Here is a 17418-nt window from a genome sequence, read left to right on the forward strand (position 1 = left end):
GATCAGTCGCGAAACCGATCTAGGAGCAGTGGATGCGCATCTTCACCATCGGCTACGAAGGCGCGACCCAGGCCGAACTGGTCGCCGCGTTGCAGACCGCCGGCGTGCGCCGGCTGATCGACGTGCGGGCGGTGCCGCTGTCGCGCAGGCCCGGCTTCTCCAAGAACGTGCTCGCCAACGGGCTGCGCGAGGCGGGCATCGACTATGTCGGCCTGAAGGCGCTGGGCACGCCGCCGGAGGGGCGGGAGGCGGCGCGGCGGCACGACCATGCGACCCTGGAGCGCGTATATGACGGCCAGCTGGAACTGCCCGAGGCGATGGCGCAGGCGGCGATGATGCTGGATCTGGCGGCCGAGGCACCCGCCGCCCTGCTCTGTTTCGAGCGCGATCCGGCCGGGTGCCACCGATCGCTGCTGCTGCGCCGCGTGGCGCCCGACGCCGAGGTGATCGACCTGTTCGCATGAGCGGCCGTCGGTTGTCAGCCCGCCTTCTGGACGATTATCAGGTATGACGTGGCGATATAACCCTGCATCGCCAGCTTGATGTGACGGCTACCCGTCGAGAAATAGGGAGGCTCGTCATAATCGAGATCGTAGCGGTGCGTGCCGAGATCGAAATTGAGCGGCTCCAGCCCGCATCGCATCGGACGCAGGCTGTAGTCGAGCCGCTCCAGATCCTGCTTGCGGTAGATCACCGCGCCGCCATCGGTCACGGTATCGTCGTTTGAACTGCAATTATACTCGGTGGTGTGAACCGCGACGCCGCCTGGCTTCAATAGTCGCATCGCGTTGCGAACGAAGTCGAGCCCCTGATCCAGCCCGCCGAGATGCTCTATCGCGCAGGAACTCCACGCGAAGTCCCAGCTCGCGTCCGGCAGGCCGCTCAGATCGTTCATGTCGGTCGGCCGGAAACGGACGAGCCGGCGGAACGTCGCCTCGTCAAGATAGCGCGGATGGAACAGCGCATCGACGCTGACCGAGTGCTGGCTGCTCTGATCCCAGAATCCGTCCGACATCTCCTCCGGCAGATCGGAGGCGAGCACGTCCACACCGTATGACGCGAAGATCGAGGGTAGCGCCTCCATGCCGACGGCGAAGCCGATGCCCGCGCGGCCGGCTTGCAGCATCCCGCGCTCGGCAAGTGCCTGCATGATCGCGGACCATTCCCACAGCTTGCGGTAGCTGAGCGGCAAATCGTCGGACACGCCGGCGGGGTGGCCTGTCAGCGTCGCCCAGTGCGCATACCATTCCGTCTCGAAATGCTCATAGCGGCAGGCCATCGATCCGAGCATGGAGATCCTCTCAAGCGTCCAGATGTTTCTCCGCGATCACCGCCGCCAGCGGCAGCACGCCGTAGACATGGGGGAACAGGGCGCCGCCGCGCGAAACCTCCCACTTCACCGGATCGGCGACCAGATCGAGATCGATCGTCGCCACCACCAGGCCCCGCTGGCCGGCGAAATGCTTCTCCAGCGTGCCCGCCACCTGATCCCCGGTCGACAGGTGGATGTAGCCGTCCGCCACATCCACCGGCGCGCCGGCGAAGATGCCGTCGGCGGCGAACGCGGCCCACTGCTCCGCCGTCAGGATCTTGTAGGCGAGGGTCACGCGCCCTCGCCGCCGTCCGAGAGATCGTCGTCCGTGTCCGCGTCGCCGTCGTCGGGGTCGATCGCCGGCTCCGTGATATCGGCGGCCGGGCGCAGGTCCGCCTCGGCCTCCTCCTCATTCTCCTCGATGCGGGCGGCGCCGACGACATGCTCGTCGTCGGCCACGTTGAACAGGCGCACGCCGGCGGAGTTGCGGCCGATCACGCGGGTATCGCCCACCGTCATGCGGATGAGCTTGGCCTGATCGGTGACGAGCATCAGCTGCTCGCCATTATGCGCCGGGAAGCTGGCGACGACGGGGCCGTTGCGCTTGAGGTTGTCGATGTTGGTGATGCCCTGGCCGCCGCGTCCCGTGCGGCGATATTCGTAGGCCGAGCTGCGCTTGCCGTAGCCGTTGGCGCACACCGTCAGGATGAACTCCTCGGCGGTGGCGAACTCCGCCATGCGATCGGCCGGCAGGGTCGGCCCGGCGTCGTTCTCCTTCCAGGGCGCGGCGCGCAGATACTGGTCGCGCTCCTCCGGCGTGGCGTCGAAGCCGCGCAGGATGGAGAGGGAGATCACCTCATCCTCGCCGTTCAGGCTGATGCCGCGCACGCCGGCCGCGGTGCGGCTCTGGAACTCGCGCACGTCGGTGGCGGCGAAGCGGATCGCCTTGCCGCAGCGCGTGGCCAGCAGCACGTCGTCCGCCTCCGTCAGCAGCGACACGCCGATCAGGCGATCGTCCGATCCCTCTTCGAAGCGCATGGCGAACTTGCCGGCGGTGGGCACGTTGGCGAAGGCGTCCATCGAGTTGCGCCGCACCGAGCCCCGTGCGGTGGCGAAGAGGATATGGAGTCTCGCCCACTCCTTCTCGTCCTCCGGCAGCGGCAGCACGGTGGATACCGTCTCGCCGGGCGCCAGCGGCAGCAGGTTCACCATCGGCCGGCCTCGCGCCTGCGGCGCGCCTTCCGGCAGGCGCCAGACCTTCTGGCGATAGACCTTGCCGTGGGTGGAGAAGAACAGCACGGGCGTGTGGGTGGAGGTGACGAACAGCGCCGTCACCGCGTCCTCGTCCTTCGTGGACATGCCGGAGCGGCCCTTGCCGCCCTTGCGCTGGGCGCGGAACGCCTCCAGCGGCGTGCGCTTGATGTAGCCGCCGTGGGTGACGGTGACGACCATCTCCTCGCGCTCGATCAGATCCTCGTCGTCGATGTCGATGCCGCCGGCGGTGATCGTCGTCCTGCGCGGGGTGGCGAACTCGGCGGCGATCGCGTCGAGCTCCTCCTCCATCACGGCGTAGAGCCTCGCCCGGTCGCCGAGGATCGCGAGCAGCTCGCCGATCGAGGCGGCCAGCCTGGCGAGCTCGTCGCCGATCTCGTCGCGGCCGAGGCCGGTCAGACGGTGCAGGCGCAGATCGAGGATGGCGCGGACCTGGGTGTCCGAGAGGCGGTAGGTGTCGCCCTCCACCTCATGCTCCACCGCCTCGACTAGCGCGATATACTGGGCGATGTCGCCGATCGGCCATTCGCGGGCGGACAGCGTGGCGCGTGCCTCGGCCGGGTTGGCGGAGCCGCGGATGATGCGGACCACCTCGTCGAGGTTGGTCACGGCGACGACGAGGCCGAGCAAAATGTGGGCCCGCTCGCGCGCCTTCAGCAGCTCAAACTTCGAGCGGCGGGTGATGACCTCCTCGCGGAACCGGACGAACGCCTCGATGATGTCGCGCAAGGACAGCGTCTCGGGCCGGCCGCCGCGAATGGCGAGCATGTTGGCGGGGAAGCTCGTCTGCGCCTGGGTGTGGCGCCAGAGCTGGTTCAGCACCACGTCCGGCGTGGCGTCGCGCTTCAGCTCGATGACGATGCGGACGCCGAAGCGGTTCGATTCGTCGCGGATGTCGGAGATGCCCTCGATCCGCTTGTCCTTGGCGGCCTCGGCGATGCCTTCGACGAGGCCGCTCTTGCCGACCTGGTAGGGGATCTCGGTCAGCACGATGGCGCGCTTCTCGCCGCGCCCTTCCTCCACCTCGTGGCGGGCGCGCATGATGATCGAGCCCTTGCCCGTGTGATAGGCGTTACGCGCGCCGCCCTTGCCCAGGATCAGCCCGCCTGTCGGGAAATCGGGGCCGGGGATGATCTCGTGCAGCTCGTCCACGCTGATCGCGGCCGCCTCAGGATCCAAGGAACGCGCGATGTACGCCTTGCAGCCGGCGATCACCTCGCCCAGATTGTGCGGCGGGATGTTCGTCGCCATGCCGACGGCGATGCCGCCCGCGCCGTTGACCAGCAGGTTGGGGAAGCGCGCGGGCAGCACCAGCGGCTCCTCGCGCGAGCCGTCATAGTTCGGGCCGAAGTCGACCGTGTCCTTCTCGATGTCCTCCAGCAGCGTCATCGCCGCCTTGGTCAGCCGCGCCTCGGTGTACCGCATGGAGGCCGGCATGTCCGGATCCATCGAGCCAAAATTGCCCTGGCCGTCCATCAGCGGCACGCGCATCGCCCAGTCCTGCGCGAGGCGGGCGAGGGCCATGTAGATCGAGCTGTCGCCGTGCGGATGGTAGTTGCCCATCACGTCGCCGACGATCTTGGCGCACTTGCGATAGGGCCGGCCGGGGACGAAGCCACCCTCCTGGCTGGCGAACAGGATGCGGCGGTGGACCGGCTTCAGGCCGTCGCGCACGTCCGGCAGCGCCCGCGCGACGATGACCGACATGGCATAATCGAGGTAGGACGACTTCATCTCGTCGACGATCGAGATGGGCGAGATATCGGCGTTTTCGATGGACGGCGGGACGCTGGCCAATGTGGGTTCCGTGGGTAGTGGCAGGGGATCGCGCGCCGTGCGGCGGCACGGGCTCTACCGTAGCGGGAACGTCACGAAAACGCCAACACCAAAGGGGTCAGCGGCCGCGCACGAACCGCCAGACCGCCTCGTCAGAGCCCTCGGCGACGAAGCGGTAGCCGTCGCTGTCGAAGCCCTTCAGGTCCTCCGCCGCGCCGATGCGATGCTCGCACATCCAGCGCGCCATCATCCCCCGCGCTCGCTTGGCGGCGAAGCTGTTGAAGCGCAGGCCGTCCGGCCCTTCCTCGCGGAAGTCGATCGAGAGGATGCGCGCGCCGGCGGGCGGCGCCTGTTCCACCACGTGCCAATATTCCTTGCTGGCAAGGTTCACGATCACGGCCGATCCGCTCTCCGCCAGGTCGGCGGCGAGCAGGTCGCTGACCCGGTTGCCCCACCAGCGGTAGAGATCGGGCTTGCGGCCGGGCGCCCACTTCGTCCCCATTTCAAGCCGATAGGGGCGGATCATGTCGAGCGGACGCAGCAGGCCGTAGAGGCCGGAGAGGATGCGCAGATGGTCCTGCGCGAAGGCGATCGCCGGCTCGTCCAGCGTCTTCGCCTCGAACCCGACATAGACGTCGCCGGCGAAGGCGCGGATCGCCGGCCGCTCCGGCGCGTCGGCATAGTCGCGGAAGCGCTGGGCGTTCAGCTTCGCGAGCGTATCGGAGATGTGCATCAGGCCCATCAGCTTCTTCGGGCCGAGCTTGGCGGCGGCGGCGGCGAGCGTCGCCGCATCGGCGGCGAAGCGCGGCGCGGCCGTGGCGAGCGGCGGCAGCGGGCTCTTATAGTCGAGCGACTTGGCGGGCGAGATGAGCGCGATCATGCCGGGCGCGTAGCAGGCGGCCACCCCGCGGCAAAGTGGCGCCGCGCATCGGCCATGGACCCGATGGGGTTCAAGCGTCGTTCAGCGCACGGGCGGCATCCCGCCCGGCGTGCCCCGCTTGTATGGCTTGCGGGCGAGAGTGTATGAACGGGCAGCGAGGCGGCGTGACCGCAAGAGGAGGCTGAAGGGATGAAGTTCGTTTCCACGATGGCGCTGGGCGTGGCCCTGGCGCTGGGCGGCGCCGCGATCGTCGGCGTCGCGCCGGCCGTCGCCAAGGAGAAGGCGGAGAAGCCCGCCAAGGCCAAGAGCTACAATCTGAGCAAGCCGGTGCGCGAGGCGGTGGCCGCGGCGCAGGCGGCGCTCGCCAAGGGCGATGCGGCGACGGCGCAGGCCAGCGTCTCCACCGCGCTGGCGGCGGCGACCACGCCGGACGACAAATATGTCGCGAGCTCCGTGCAGTATGAGATCGCCGCCAAGAGCAACGACCAGGCGAAGATCAGCGACGCGGTGGACGGCATGCTCGCCAGCGGCGTGGCGCCGGCGGACCAGCAGGTCCAGCTCTACGCCGTGCAGGGCAAGCTGGCCTACAACGCCAAGAACATGGCCAAGTCCGAGCAGGCGCTGCAGCAGGCGGTAACGCTCGGCACCACCGATCCCGACGTCTACGCGCTGCTGGTCGAGGCCAAGGCGCGTGCCGGCAAGCCGGCGGAGGCGATCACCATGCTGGAGACCTCGATCGCCAAGCAGAAGGCCGCCGGCCAGAAGGTGCCGAGCGAGTGGTACGGCCGCGGCATCGCCATCGCCTACGGCGCCAAGCTGCCGAACGAGACCGAGCGGCTGACCCAGGCGTGGCTGGCCGACTATCCGGCGAGCAACAACTGGCGCGACTCGCTGATCACCTATCGCGATCTGCACAAGCTGGACGCCGACTATAATCTCGATCTGATGCGCCTGATGCGCACGGCCAAGGCGCTGAAGGGCGAGCGGGACTATTCGGAATATGCCGAGGCGGTGTACCTGAAATATCCGGGCGAGGGTAAGAGCGTGCTCGACGAGGGCGTCGCCGCCGGCATGGTGAAGCTGACGGCGGGCAGCAACTTCAAGTTCATGAGCGATCAGGCCGGCGGCCGCGTGGCCGCCGACAAGGCCGATCTCGCCTCCGCCTCCAAGGCCGCCAAGGCATCTGCCACCGGCAAGTCCGCCGCCGCCACCGCCGACAGCTATCTCGGCTATGGCGATTATGCGAGCGCGATCGATCTCTACAACGTCGCGCTCCAGAAGGGCGGCGTCGATGCGAACACGATCAACACGCGCCTCGGCATGGCGCTGGCGAAGGCCGGCCGCAAGGACGAGGCGAAGGCCGCGTTCGCCAAGATCACCGGGCCGCGCGCGTCGCTCGCCAAATACTGGATGATCTACCTGGACGCGCCGGCCGCCGCCTGAGGCTTACGCCGGCAAGGGGAGGGGCGGCGGGGCTCATGCCTCGCCGCCCCTCCTTTTTTTGCCCTCGCCGCGCCTACGAGTCCGCGCCGGGATAGGGCGATTTCGCCAGCAGGCCCGCCAGATGTGCCGCGTTCGTCGCGACGGTGGCGGCCGTCTGGCGGACCTTCTCGGGCACGGGATCAAGCTCGTTGAAGTTCTTCGATCCCATCGCCTCCCCCACCCAGTAGCAGGCGCCGACCGCCGGGATCGTCCAGCCGACATCGTTCAGCGCCTGGCCCAGTTCCGCCCACACATGGTGCGCGCCATCCTCGTTGCCGACGATCGCCGCCACCGCCACCTTGGACGAAGGCGGCATGCGGCCCTGATCGTCCGTCTCGCTGATGAAGGCGTCCATCCGCTCCAGCACGCGCTTGGCCACGCTACAGGGCTGGCCCATCCAGATCGGCGTGCCGAAGACGAGTATGTCGGCGGCGAGGATCTTCTCGCGCAGGTGCGGCCAGTCGTCGCCGTCGCCCTCGTCGGAGGTGACGCCGGGCAGGATCGCGTGCGCGGCCATGCGGATCGTCGGCTGCACGGTGACACCGCGCGCGGTGAGCGCCGCGGCCACCACCGCGATCATCGCATCGGTGGAACTCGCCTCCCCGGCCTTGAACTTCAGGGTGCAGTTGATCGGTAGTGCCGTCAGTGCCATCGCATCCTCCATCCCAGCGCAAGGCACGACGCGGGGCGGGGGAGCGGGTTCCCGCTCAGGCCGGATCGACGGGTATGCCGGGCTCGTCCTTCGAGGTGCGGATGGTGAGCGAGGTCTTCACGCTCGCGACGTGAGGCGCGGTGGTGAGGTGCGAGGTGAGGAAGGACTGGAACGCCTGGAGATCGTGCGCGACGATCTTCAGGATGAAGTCGATCTCGCCGTTCAGCATGTGACATTCGCGCACTTCCGGCAGATCGGCGACATGCGCCTCGAACCGCCGCAGATCCTCCTCGGCCTGGCTGCGCAGGCTGACGAGGGCGAACACGGTGATGGCGTAGCCCAGCGCGCGCGGGTTCAGCCGGGCATGATAGCCTTCGATGACGCCGCTCTCCTCCAGCGTGCGCACGCGGCGCAGGCACGGCGGCGCGGTAAGGCCGGAGCGGCGGGCGAGCTCGACATTGGTGATGCGCCCTTCGGCTTGCAGTTCGGCGAGAATGGCGCGATCGATGGAGTCGAGGGACGGAGACGAGACCAAGACCAATCCTTTCCGTCTATATGGCCATCTTATAATATAATTTCACGGCAATGCAATTGTCCCACAATGCGACGGGCGCGCATCGCGGCTGCGAAGCGGCTGTTGCAAGAGGGCCGGGCACGCTATCTAAGGCGCGGTGACGGCGTGGTAACCGCGCCGTAAATCATCGACAGGGGAAGGCCTTGCGCTTCGACGACAAGCTGGCGACGGTGCTGGCGCAGCCGCGGACAGACGCGGCGGCGCGCGCCGCCGCGTGGCGGCAGATCGTCGACATCCTGGCGCAGCGCTCGGCCGCCGAGGCGGATGTGCCGCTGGCCGACGACGCCCTGGCGCTGCTGCGCGCGCTGCGCGACGAGGTGCCGCAGGCGGTACGGGCGGAGGCAGTCGCCGCGATCGCCGGCCGCCGCGTCCACCCGGCCATCGTCGGGCTGATCGCCGAGGAGCGGCCCGCCATCGCCGCCGCGCTGATCGGCCGGGTGGTGCTGGACGATGCGGCGTGGCTGGCACTGCTGCCGCGCCTCTCGCCGGTGGCGCGTTCGCTGCTGCGGCACCGGCGCGATCTCTCGCCGGCGGTGACGGCTGGGCTGGCGAGCTTCGGCACGAGCGATTTCGCGCTGCCCCCGGCCGATCCGGCGCCGGTCGCGGCCGCGCTGCTGATCCCGCTGGAGACGCCGCAGCCCCCGGCCGAGGGACCGAGCGGCGAGACGCAGATCCGCGACCTGCTGGATCGCATCGCCGCCTACCGGCGCGACGAGCCGCCGGTCGCCGCCGCGACGCCGGTGTTGTCGCCGGCCGAGACGTTCCGCTTCGAGACGGGCGCCGACGGCGTCATCCTGTGGGTGGAAGGCGCGCCGCGCGGCCCCCTGATCGGCGCGACGATCGCGCGCGCGGCCGCCAGCCTGGGCCACGGCGTCGATGGGCAGGCGGCCGGCGCCTTCCGCCACCGCGCCGCCTTTCGCGAGGCGCGCCTCTCCGTCGCCGGCGAATCGGCCGCCTCGGGCGAGTGGCGCATCGCCGGCGTGCCGGTGTTCGATCCGCGCGACGGCCGCTTCACCGGCTATCGCGGCACCGCCCGCCGGCCAAGATCGGACGAGCGGGCGGCGGTGGACGGCGGCCTCTACGGATCGGGCCTGCCGGCCGATTCGCTGCGGCAGCTGGTGCACGAGCTGCGCACCCCGCTGAACGCGATCGTGGGCTTCGGCGAGATGATCGAGCGGCAGGTGCTCGGCCCCGCCGCCTTCCCCTACCGCGCCCGCGCCGCCGAGATCGTCGATCATGGGCGGCGGCTGCTCGGCGCGGTCGACGATCTCGACATGGCGGCGCGGATCGACACGCGGCGGCTGGAGGCGACGCCCGACCGCATCGACGCCACCGCGCTGCTGCACCGCCTGCGCGAGGATTTTCGCGGCGTCGCCGATGCGCGCGGCGTGGTGCTGACGGTAGCGGTGGCGGGCGGGATCGGGCCGGTCGCGGCCGATCCGCTGGCGATCGAGCGCATGTTCGCCCGGCTGCTGGCCGCCACCATCGGCCTGGGCCAGCCCGGCGAGACGATCGCCATCGATCTGGCGAGCGCCGGCGACGACGTGCTGCTGCGCCTGTCCCGCCCGGCGATCGTGGGCGGGTGTGACGAGCGCGGGCTGCTCGATCCCGGCTACACGCCCGAGGGCGACTGGCCGGACGCGCCGGTGCTGGGGCTCGGCTTCGCGCTGCGGCTGATCCGCAATCTGGCGGCCGGCGCCGGCGGCGAGCTGACGATCGAGCCGGGCAGCTTCCTGCTGCGCCTGCCCGCCGCGGGCCAGGCCGGCGTGCGGACGGGGGCGGCGCCGCTCTGACTTGCCACGGGGCCGACGCCTCCGCTATCGCGGGCCGGCATGGCGGGCCTGTAGCTCAACGGTTAGAGCTGGCCGCTCATAACGGCTAGGTTGCGGGTTCGAGTCCTGCCGGGCCCACCATGCCGTTGCCGCCGCGCGATCCTCAGCCTCGCGGCGCGAGCAGGATCAGGAGCGCGCCGGCCAGGCACAGCAGGCTGCCGCCCGCGTCCCAGCGATCCGGCCGCACGCCCTCGACCAGCCACAGCCAGACGATCGAGGCGATGATGTAGACGCCGCCATAAGCGGCAAAGGCGCGGCCGGCGGCATCCGCCGGGCTCCAGCTGAGCGCCCAGGCGAAGAACAGCAGGGCGGCGACGCCCGGCACCAGCCACCAGGCCGGGCGATCGAGCCGCAGCCAGCCCCAGAAGGCGAAGCAGCCGGCGATCTCGGCCATAGCGGCCAGCGGATAGATGAGGGCGGTCTTGACCATCGCCGCCACCTGGCGTCCTAAGCGGCACCAAGGCAAGCGTGTTGCGGAGGCGACCATCGGCAGCGGCCATCACCACGGCGGTCAGGCACACGGGCACGCCCACGATCACGCGCACGATCACGCCCACGATCACGGGGCGCACGCGCATGGCGGCCACAGCCACGCGCCGGCCGATTTCGGCCGCGCCTTCCTGATCGGCATCACGCTAAACCTGGGCTTCGTGGCGGTGGAGGCGGGGTTCGGCCTGGCGGTCGATTCGATGGCCCTGCTGGCCGATGCCGGGCACAATCTGTCGGACGTGCTGGGCCTGGTGATGGCGTGGGGCGCCTTCACGCTGGGCCGCCGCCCGTCCAACGAGCGGTTCACCTACGGCATGGGCGGATCGACGATCCTGGCCGCCCTGTTCAACGCATTGCTGCTGCTCGTCGCCTGCGGCGCGATCCTGCTGGAGGCGGTGCGCCGCTTCGCCACGGCGCCGGAAGTGCCGGGCGTGCCGGTGATGGCGGTGGCGGCGGCGGGCATCGTCGTAAACCTCGCTACCGCGCTGCTGTTCGCGCGCGGGCGGGAGGGCGACGTCAACCTGCGCGGCGCCTATCTCCACATGGCGGCGGATGCGGCGGTCTCCGCCGGGGTGGTGGTGGCGGGGCTGCTGACGCTGGTGAGCGGCATACGGTGGATCGATCCGGCGACCAGCCTCGTCATCGTCGCGGTGATCCTGGCGGGTACATGGGGGTTGCTGCGCGAATCGCTGACGCTGGCGCTGCACGCCGTGCCGCCCGGTATCGATCCGGCGGCGGTGACGGCGGCGCTCTCCGCCGTGCCGGGCGTCAGCGGCGTCCACCACGTCCACATCTGGGCGACGAGCACCACCCGCACCGCGCTGACCGCGCATCTGGTGATGCCGGCGGGGCCGCCGGGCGACGCCTTCCTGCGCGCGCTGGCCGACAATCTGGAGCATCGCTTCCGCATCGGCCACAGCACCTTCCAGGTGGAGCGCGGCGACGATCGCGACGGCTGCGGCGCCCACGCGTGACGGCAACGGCGCTGCAAGGATTGGCCGCTATCGTGGCCGGCGCCCGCCAGACGAGACCCAGCCGATGACCATGCCCGCCCGCGTCCACCTGATCGCCGCCGCCCGGCCGAACTTCATGAAGGTCGCGCCGCTGTGGCACGCGCTGGCCGCCGCGCCCGATTTCACGCCGGTGCTGGTGCATACCGGCCAGCATTACGACGCCAACATGTCGGACGCGATCTTCGCCGATCTGCGGCTGCCGGCGCCGGACCATCATCTCGGCGTCGGTTCCGGCACCCATGCCGAGCAGACCGGCCGGGTGATGATCGCCTACGAGGCGGTGGCGATGGCCGACCGGCCGGACTGGCTGATCGTCGTCGGCGACGTGAACTCCACCGCCGCCTGCGCGCTGGTCGGCACGAAGCTGGGCATCCCGACCGTGCACCTGGAGGCGGGCCTGCGCAGCCGCGACCGGGCGATGCCGGAGGAACTGAACCGGCTGATGACGGACGTGCTGGCCGACGTGCTGTGGACGCCCTCGCCGGACGCGGACGCGAACCTGGCCGCCGAGGGTATTCCGCCGGCGCGGGTGACGCGGGTCGGCAACATCATGATGGACGCGTTCGAGCTGACCCGTCCGGCGATCATGGCGGCGGACTATCCCGCCGCGCTGGGCTTCACGCCGGGCGGCTACGGCGTCGTCACCCTGCACCGCCCGTCCAACGTCGACGATCCGGCGCAGCTGGCGCGGCTGGTGGCGGCGCTGGAGCAGGCGCAGGCGCGGCTGCCGCTGGTGTTCCCGGTGCATCCGCGCACGGCGGCGCGGCTGGCCACGGCGGGCCTGGACACGCGATTGGCGGCCGCGGGCGTGCGGCTGGTGGCGCCGGCGCCCTATGTGCGGTTCATGAGCCTCGTCACCCAGGCGGCGGCGGTGATCACCGATTCGGGCGGGATCCAGGAGGAGACGACCTATCTCGGCATCCCCTGCCTCACCCTGCGCGAGAATACCGAGCGGCCGATCACGATCAGCGAAGGCACGAGCCGGCTTGTGCAGGTCGGCGATCTCGTCGCGACCCTGGTCTCGGCGCTGGCCGAGCCCCGGTCGCAGCGGCGCAGGCCCGATCGCTGGGACGGCAGGACGGCGGCGCGGTGCCTGGCGGACCTGCGGGCGCGCACCGCGGGAGCAGCCAGCGCGGCGGCGTGATCCGATATTCTTGGGGGATGGCGGTGCGCGGCCGCCGTGCCACGCTTCGGCGGGGGGAGCCGAAGCGTGGTCCAGCCGGCGATCAGAGCCGCTGGAGCGCTTCCTTGATCTTCAGCTTCTGCTTCTTCAGCGTCGCGAGCAAAGTGTCGTCGGGAGCGGGACGACTATTCTCGCTCGCGATTCGCGCTTCGATACCGGCATGCTTGGCGAGCAACGCGGAAGAATGGGCCGATTCCATAGGGATGTCTCCTTTCGTCTCCGATTGGGCGAACCAATAGATCACCAATGGATTGGAAAGTCGCGCGGTTAATAGCGTGAATGCGGCAGTTACCATCCTGAGCGGGATGGCCCGCGCGAGGGGCGGCCGGCGGCCTTGAGCGCCGCGCGCATCCGCCCTATCGACCCTCTGCAGGAAGCGGAGGAGCCGTGAGCTTGGATCAGGATGAGATCAGCCAGCGCGTCGCCCGCCTCCGCCAGGAGCATCGCGATCTCGACATGGCGATCGATGCGATGGGATCGGCGCCAACGATCGACCAGCTGGTGATGGCGCGCATCAAGAAGCGCAAGCTGCGCCTGCGCGACGAGATCGCCGCGCTGGAGGACCAGCTGATCCCGGACATCATCGCCTGAGGCGGGCATGTAAAACGGGGCCGGTCCGCATGGACCGGCCCCGTTTTACGGATCGCGGATCAGGCGGCTTCGCGCTGTTCCTCGACGCGTGCCTCGACCGTCGTCGGCGCGATGCCGTCGATGGCGATGCGGCGCGGCTTCTTGTGCTCCGGCACCTCGCGCACCAGCGAGATGTTCAGCAGGCCGTTCTCGTAACCGGCGCCCGTCACCTTGATGGTGTCGGCGAGCTGGAAGCGGCGCTCGAACGCGCGCTTGGCGATGCCGCGGTGGATGAACTGGCGGTCGCCCTGATCGGCGGGATCGCCCGCGCGGCCGACGACGATCAGCATATTCTCCTGCACCGTGAGATCGAGCTCGTCCTGGCCGAAGCCGGCGACGGCCATCGAGATGCGGTAGGCGCCTTCGCCGACCTTCTCGATATTATAGGGGGGATAGGCATCGTCGCCGCCACGGGTGGCGAAATCGACGAGGCGGTTGAGGTTCTCGAACCCGATCGAGGACCGCAGCAGGGGGGCGAAATCAACAGTACGCATGGCTCTCAACCCTTTCACATGGCGATGAGTGTGGATGCCCGCGGCAGCGCCGCCGGGCCTGCCGGCCAACCCCGAAGGCGATGGCCTGACGATTGCGGAAATGGGAACCGCACGCGTGCATTCAAGAGGGCGGGACGGCGTTCACCATCTTTGTCCGTTCTCGCTTATCCGGCGATATGGCATGGTCGCGGCCGTGCTGAGAGGAAATGATCCGATGCGGAGCAACGGCTTGACGATGCGGCTGGTCGACGCGCTCTACACCGAGGCGATGATCCTGGCCGACGAGGCGCGCGGCTACTTCGACGAGCGCGGCCGCTTCGAGCGGGAGGCGCTGGCGCCGATCGCGCGCGTGGCGTTCACCTGCGAATCGCTGAAGGTGACGACGCGGCTGATGCACATCATCGCCTGGCTGCTGACGCGGCGCGCATTGGAGGCCGGCGAGATCAGCGCGGAGGAAGCGCGCGAGCCCGCCCGTAGGCTGGGCCGCATCGACGCCGCCGATCCGGCGAGCGCGGCGGCGCTGCCGGAAACGGCCCTCGCTCTCGTCGCCGCGAGCGACGATCTCTACCAGCGCGTCCGCCGGCTGGACGAAGGGCTGGAGCAGCCGGCCGAGGCCTGCCCGGCGCACGGGCTGCTGCGGCGGCTGGAGCGGGCATTCTGACAGCGGCCTGCCGACGCGTCCGGCGCGGCGGGAAACGGCAGACAGCGGTGGTGCGGGCGGGGGGGATCGAACCCCCAAGGCCTTGCGGCCGACGGATTTTCTTACCCGCCACGGCTTTCGCCGCCATCCGCGCCGCCTGAGCGGCGGGATGTTCGGGGTCTGGACTATCCCTTCACCATCCCGGCCCGGCGGCAAGCCGGCGGCGGGTACAGGTGCTGCCCGTCTAGTCTCTACACCTTCCCGCGCGCCGTGCGGCGGGCTTGGCTCGGGATCGCCATCTTACAGGGTTCCCCGAATTTGAGCAGTTCTGCATCGCGGGTTTCCCGCGCGAGCACCCAATCGTTCAAGTCCGTTGCGTCTACCAGTTTCGCCACGCCCGCACGGCGCCGCGCACCGCGTGTAGAACGGCGCGCGCGAGCGGCCAAGCTCAGACGTTGAGGCGGAGCCGCATCTCCTTGCCGGGCTTGAAATAGGGCACGCTCTTGGCATCCACCTCCACCGGATCGCCGGTGCGGGGGTTGCGGCCGACGCGGGCGACGCGGGCGCGGGTGGAGAAGGCGCCGAAGCCGCGCAGCTCCACCCGCCGGCCCGTGGCGAGATGGGCCGCGATCGTATCGAAGAAGACACTGACGATTCGCTCGACCTCGCGCTGCGCAAGGTCCGGATTCTCTTCGGCGAGCAGCTGCACGAGCTCTGACCGGATCATCTCACATTCTCCCGCACCTATCCCCCCCCCGGGGATCGTGACCGAACGCCCTCCCGAAAAGGCGAGGGTAATGAATATCGCCCCTCGTGGAGGCGGCGATTACACACATACGTTAGTTGTTCCACCTGCGAAGCTTTTGCAACCGTTCCGTCTTGCCATAAAAGGGCGCAGTCGATTGTCCGGTCGGGTCCACCGGGAATGTTGGGAGAGTGTATGTCGCTGCGCCTTGACCATTGTTTAACGATGCTCGCCGCCGTCGCGAGCCCGGCCGCGCTCTCGGCCGCGCCGCTGCCGCGCCCGCCGGCCTTCGCGATGTGCGGCGTCTGCCACAAGACGGTCGCGACCGAGAAGTCCGTGCTCGGGCCGAACCTGTGGGGCGTCGGCGGCCGCAAGGCGGGCACCATGCCCGGCTTCGCCTACTCGCCGGCGATGCAGAGGTCGGGGATCGTCTGGAACCGCGATGCGCTGCTGGCCTTCGTCACCGCGCCGCAGGCCAAGGTGCCGGGCACGAAGATGGCCTATGGCGGCCAGAAGGATCCGAAGGTGGCCGGCGCCATCGTCGACTATGTGCTCTCGCTGAAGTGAGCCGCTAGCCAAAAGGGGCGCGGACCTCGCGGTCCGCGCCCCTTTTCTTTGTCCCCTGCGGGCGACGATCAATTCTCGTCGCGGCGGGCCTTCAGCGCGGCGCCCAGGATGTCGCCGAGCGACGCGCCCGAGTCGGACGAGCCGTACTGCGCCACGGCCTGCTTCTCCTCGGCCATCTGCATGGCCTTGATCGAAAAGTTCGGCTTCTTCGAGCGATCGAAGCCGATCACCATCGCGTCGAACTTCTGGCCGACCTGGAACCGCTCCGGACGCTGCTCGTCGCGATCGCGGCCAAGGTCGCCGCGACGGATGAAGCCGGTCGCGCCGTCGTCGCCGGCCTGCACGTCGAGGCCGCCGTCACCCACGTTCAGCACCGTGACGGTGACGATCGCATTCTTGTTCAGGCGGCTGCCGCCACCCGCCGATTCGCCCGCGCCGCTGCTGCCGCCGGCCGCGACGCCGCCGCGCTCCAGCTGCTTCATGCCCAGCGAGATGCGCTCCTTCTCGGTGTCGATGTCGAGCACCACGGCCTTCACCGTCTCGCCCTTGTGGTGCAGCGCCAGCGCTTCCTCGCCGGACACGCCCCAGGCGATGTCGGACATGTGGACCATGCCGTCGACGTCGCCGTCCAGGCCGATGAACAGGCCGAATTCGGTGGCGTTCTTCACCTCGCCCTCGACGACCGAGCCGACCGGATGCTGATCCAGGAACGAATCCCACGGATTGTTCTGCGCCTGCTTCAGGCCCAGCGAGATGCGGCGCTTGTCCTGATCGACCTCCAGGATGACCACGTCCACCTCCTGCGAGGTCGACACGATCTTGCCCGGATGGACGTTCTTCTTGGTCCACGACATCTCGGAGACGTGGACGAGGCCCTCGATGCCCGGCTCCAGCTCCACGAAGGCGCCATATTCGGTGATGTTGGTGACGCGGCCGGTGAACTTGCCGCCGATCGGGTACTTGGCGGCCGCACCCTCCCACGGATCGCTCTCGAGCTGCTTCATGCCGAGCGAGATGCGCTGCGTGTCCTTGTTGATGCGGATGATCTGCACCTTCACCACGTCGCCGATGTTGATCATCTCGGACGGGTGGCCGACGCGCTTGTAGCTGAGATCGGTGACGTGCAGCAGGCCGTCGATGCCGCCCAGATCGACGAAGGCGCCGTAATCGGTGATGTTCTTGACGACACCCTCGATCACCTGGCCCTCGGCGAGGCTCTGGATCAGGCCGGTGCGCTGCTCGGCGCGGGTCTCTTCCAGCACGGCGCGGCGGCTGACGACGATGTTGCCGCGGCGGCGATCCATCTTGAGGATCTGGAAGGGCTGCGGGATGTCCATCAGCGGGGTCACGTCGCGCACCGGGCGGATATCGACCTGGCTGCCGGGCAGGAAGGCGACGGCGCCGGAGAGATCGACGGTGAAGCCGCCCTTGACGCGACCGAAGATCACGCCCTCGACGCGGCTGTTGTGGCCGAACTCGGCCTCCAACTTGTCCCATGCGGCTTCGCGGCGCGCGCGATCGCGCGACAGCATCGCCTCGCCATGCACGTTCTCGACGCGATCGACATAGACCTCGACCTCGTCGCCCACCTTGAGATCGGCCTTCTGGCCGGGCGCGGCGAACTCGCGGAGCGCCACGCGGCCCTCGGACTTCAGGCCGACGTCGATGACGGCCATGTCGTTCTCGATGGCGGTGACGGTGCCCTTGACGACGCGGCCCTCGAAGCCTTCGCCCTCGCCGAGGGATTCGTTGAGCAGCGCCGCGAAATCATCGCGGGTGGGGTTGGCGGCAGTTGCCATATGCTAGCGGTTCCTGTCAGTCATGTTTCCGGCCATCCGGTTGTGTCCGGAGGTCTTGTGGCCGTTGACGCCACGGCG

19 protein-coding genes and 1 tRNA gene are annotated in these 17418 nt (G+C 69.3%); 9 read left to right on the forward strand and 11 right to left on the reverse strand.

Annotation, left to right across the window (positions count from 1 at the left end; genetic code table 11):
* Positions 1–32 precede the first annotated feature (32 nt).
* Positions 33–464, forward strand: coding sequence for a DUF488 domain-containing protein (locus GNT64_RS02505; RefSeq protein ID WP_156678079.1), 432 nt, complete (start codon positions 33–35; stop codon positions 462–464).
* 14 nt (positions 465–478) lie between these two features.
* Here the strand turns inward: GNT64_RS02505 and GNT64_RS02510 are convergent, their stop codons facing one another.
* From GNT64_RS02510 to yaaA, 4 genes are all read right to left on the reverse strand, one after another.
* Complete coding sequence (locus GNT64_RS02510) at positions 479–1291, reverse strand: methyltransferase domain-containing protein (protein WP_156678080.1); 813 nt, start codon at positions 1289–1291, stop codon at positions 479–481.
* A 10-nt stretch (positions 1292–1301) separates the two neighbouring features.
* Positions 1302–1607, reverse strand: a complete 306-nt coding sequence (locus GNT64_RS02515) for a DUF952 domain-containing protein (RefSeq protein ID WP_156678081.1) — start codon at positions 1605–1607, stop codon at positions 1302–1304.
* Positions 1604–4318 (reverse strand): DNA gyrase subunit A, encoded by a 2715-nt coding sequence (gyrA, locus tag GNT64_RS02520; protein WP_231639202.1) that lies wholly within the window; start codon positions 4316–4318, stop codon positions 1604–1606. The genes GNT64_RS02515 and gyrA overlap by 4 nt, the downstream gene beginning before the upstream one ends.
* Before the next feature lie 160 nt (positions 4319–4478).
* Positions 4479–5240 (reverse strand): peroxide stress protein YaaA, encoded by a 762-nt coding sequence (gene yaaA / locus GNT64_RS02525; protein ID WP_156678083.1) that lies wholly within the window; start codon positions 5238–5240, stop codon positions 4479–4481.
* A gap of 189 nt (positions 5241–5429) precedes the next feature.
* Between yaaA and GNT64_RS02530 the strand changes: the two genes are divergently transcribed.
* Entirely contained in the window at positions 5430–6683 is a 1254-nt protein-coding gene (locus GNT64_RS02530) for a tetratricopeptide repeat protein (RefSeq protein WP_156678084.1), read from the forward strand.
* Positions 6684–6756: 73 nt separating this feature from the next.
* On the opposite strand, the gene GNT64_RS02535 is transcribed toward GNT64_RS02530, so the two are convergent.
* Both GNT64_RS02535 and GNT64_RS02540 read right to left on the reverse strand, forming a co-directional pair.
* Entirely contained in the window at positions 6757–7374 is a 618-nt protein-coding gene (locus GNT64_RS02535) for a flavodoxin family protein (protein ID WP_156678085.1), read from the reverse strand.
* 55 nt (positions 7375–7429) lie between these two features.
* Positions 7430–7909 (reverse strand): Lrp/AsnC family transcriptional regulator, encoded by a 480-nt coding sequence (locus GNT64_RS02540; RefSeq protein ID WP_156678086.1) that lies wholly within the window; start codon positions 7907–7909, stop codon positions 7430–7432.
* A 182-nt stretch (positions 7910–8091) separates the two neighbouring features.
* Between GNT64_RS02540 and GNT64_RS02545 the strand changes: the two genes are divergently transcribed.
* Together GNT64_RS02545 and GNT64_RS02550 are read left to right on the forward strand one after the other, a co-directional pair.
* Positions 8092–9741, forward strand: a complete 1650-nt coding sequence (locus GNT64_RS02545) for a sensor histidine kinase (protein WP_156678087.1) — start codon at positions 8092–8094, stop codon at positions 9739–9741.
* 44 nt (positions 9742–9785) lie between these two features.
* Positions 9786–9861, forward strand: a tRNA-Ile gene (locus tag GNT64_RS02550).
* 22 nt (positions 9862–9883) lie between these two features.
* Here the strand turns inward: GNT64_RS02550 and GNT64_RS02555 are convergent.
* Positions 9884–10210 carry a YnfA family protein gene (locus GNT64_RS02555; protein WP_156678088.1) on the reverse strand — a complete coding sequence of 109 codons (327 nt, stop codon included), beginning with the start codon at positions 10208–10210 and terminating at the stop codon, positions 9884–9886.
* A 55-nt stretch (positions 10211–10265) separates the two neighbouring features.
* Between GNT64_RS02555 and GNT64_RS02560 the strand changes: the two genes are divergently transcribed.
* Both GNT64_RS02560 and wecB read left to right on the forward strand, forming a co-directional pair.
* Positions 10266–11243 (forward strand): cation diffusion facilitator family transporter, encoded by a 978-nt coding sequence (locus GNT64_RS02560; RefSeq protein WP_231639618.1) that lies wholly within the window; start codon positions 10266–10268, stop codon positions 11241–11243.
* A 64-nt stretch (positions 11244–11307) separates the two neighbouring features.
* The gene (gene wecB / locus GNT64_RS02565) at positions 11308–12426 is read left to right on the forward strand and encodes a non-hydrolyzing UDP-N-acetylglucosamine 2-epimerase (protein WP_156678090.1); all 1119 of its coding nucleotides are present in this window, start codon (positions 11308–11310) and stop codon (positions 12424–12426) included.
* Between the two features lie 82 nt (positions 12427–12508).
* Here wecB and GNT64_RS02570 read toward each other — a convergent pair whose 3' ends face one another.
* The gene (locus tag GNT64_RS02570) at positions 12509–12664 is read right to left on the reverse strand and encodes a YdcH family protein (protein ID WP_156678091.1); all 156 of its coding nucleotides are present in this window, start codon (positions 12662–12664) and stop codon (positions 12509–12511) included.
* Positions 12665–12858: 194 nt separating this feature from the next.
* Between GNT64_RS02570 and GNT64_RS02575 the strand changes: the two genes are divergently transcribed.
* Positions 12859–13056, forward strand: coding sequence for a YdcH family protein (locus GNT64_RS02575; RefSeq protein WP_156678092.1), 198 nt, complete (start codon positions 12859–12861; stop codon positions 13054–13056).
* A 59-nt stretch (positions 13057–13115) separates the two neighbouring features.
* On the opposite strand, the gene GNT64_RS02580 is transcribed toward GNT64_RS02575, so the two are convergent.
* A complete protein-coding gene (locus GNT64_RS02580) occupies positions 13116–13589 on the reverse strand; it encodes an Hsp20 family protein (protein WP_156678093.1) in 474 nt (157 codons plus the stop codon).
* 214 nt (positions 13590–13803) lie between these two features.
* Here GNT64_RS02580 and GNT64_RS02585 point away from each other — a divergent pair, with 214 nt between their 5' ends.
* A complete protein-coding gene (locus GNT64_RS02585; RefSeq protein WP_156678094.1) occupies positions 13804–14250 on the forward strand; it encodes a DUF1465 family protein in 447 nt (148 codons plus the stop codon).
* Between the two features lie 427 nt (positions 14251–14677).
* On the opposite strand, the gene GNT64_RS02590 is transcribed toward GNT64_RS02585, so the two are convergent.
* On the reverse strand, positions 14678–14956 hold the full coding sequence (locus GNT64_RS02590; RefSeq protein ID WP_156678095.1) for an integration host factor subunit beta: 279 nt from the start codon (positions 14954–14956) through the stop codon (positions 14678–14680).
* Between the two features lie 243 nt (positions 14957–15199).
* On the opposite strand from GNT64_RS02590, the gene GNT64_RS02595 reads away from it, so the two are divergent.
* A complete protein-coding gene (locus GNT64_RS02595) occupies positions 15200–15541 on the forward strand; it encodes a c-type cytochrome (RefSeq protein ID WP_231639204.1) in 342 nt (113 codons plus the stop codon).
* A gap of 68 nt (positions 15542–15609) precedes the next feature.
* Here GNT64_RS02595 and rpsA read toward each other — a convergent pair whose 3' ends face one another.
* The gene (rpsA, locus tag GNT64_RS02600) at positions 15610–17340 is read right to left on the reverse strand and encodes a 30S ribosomal protein S1 (RefSeq protein ID WP_156678097.1); all 1731 of its coding nucleotides are present in this window, start codon (positions 17338–17340) and stop codon (positions 15610–15612) included.
* Between the last annotated feature and the right edge of the window lie 78 nt (positions 17341–17418).

Source organism: Sphingomonas profundi (assembly GCF_009739515.1).
In the GTDB taxonomy this organism is placed as follows: Bacteria; Pseudomonadota; Alphaproteobacteria; order Sphingomonadales; family Sphingomonadaceae; genus Alterirhizorhabdus; species Alterirhizorhabdus profundi.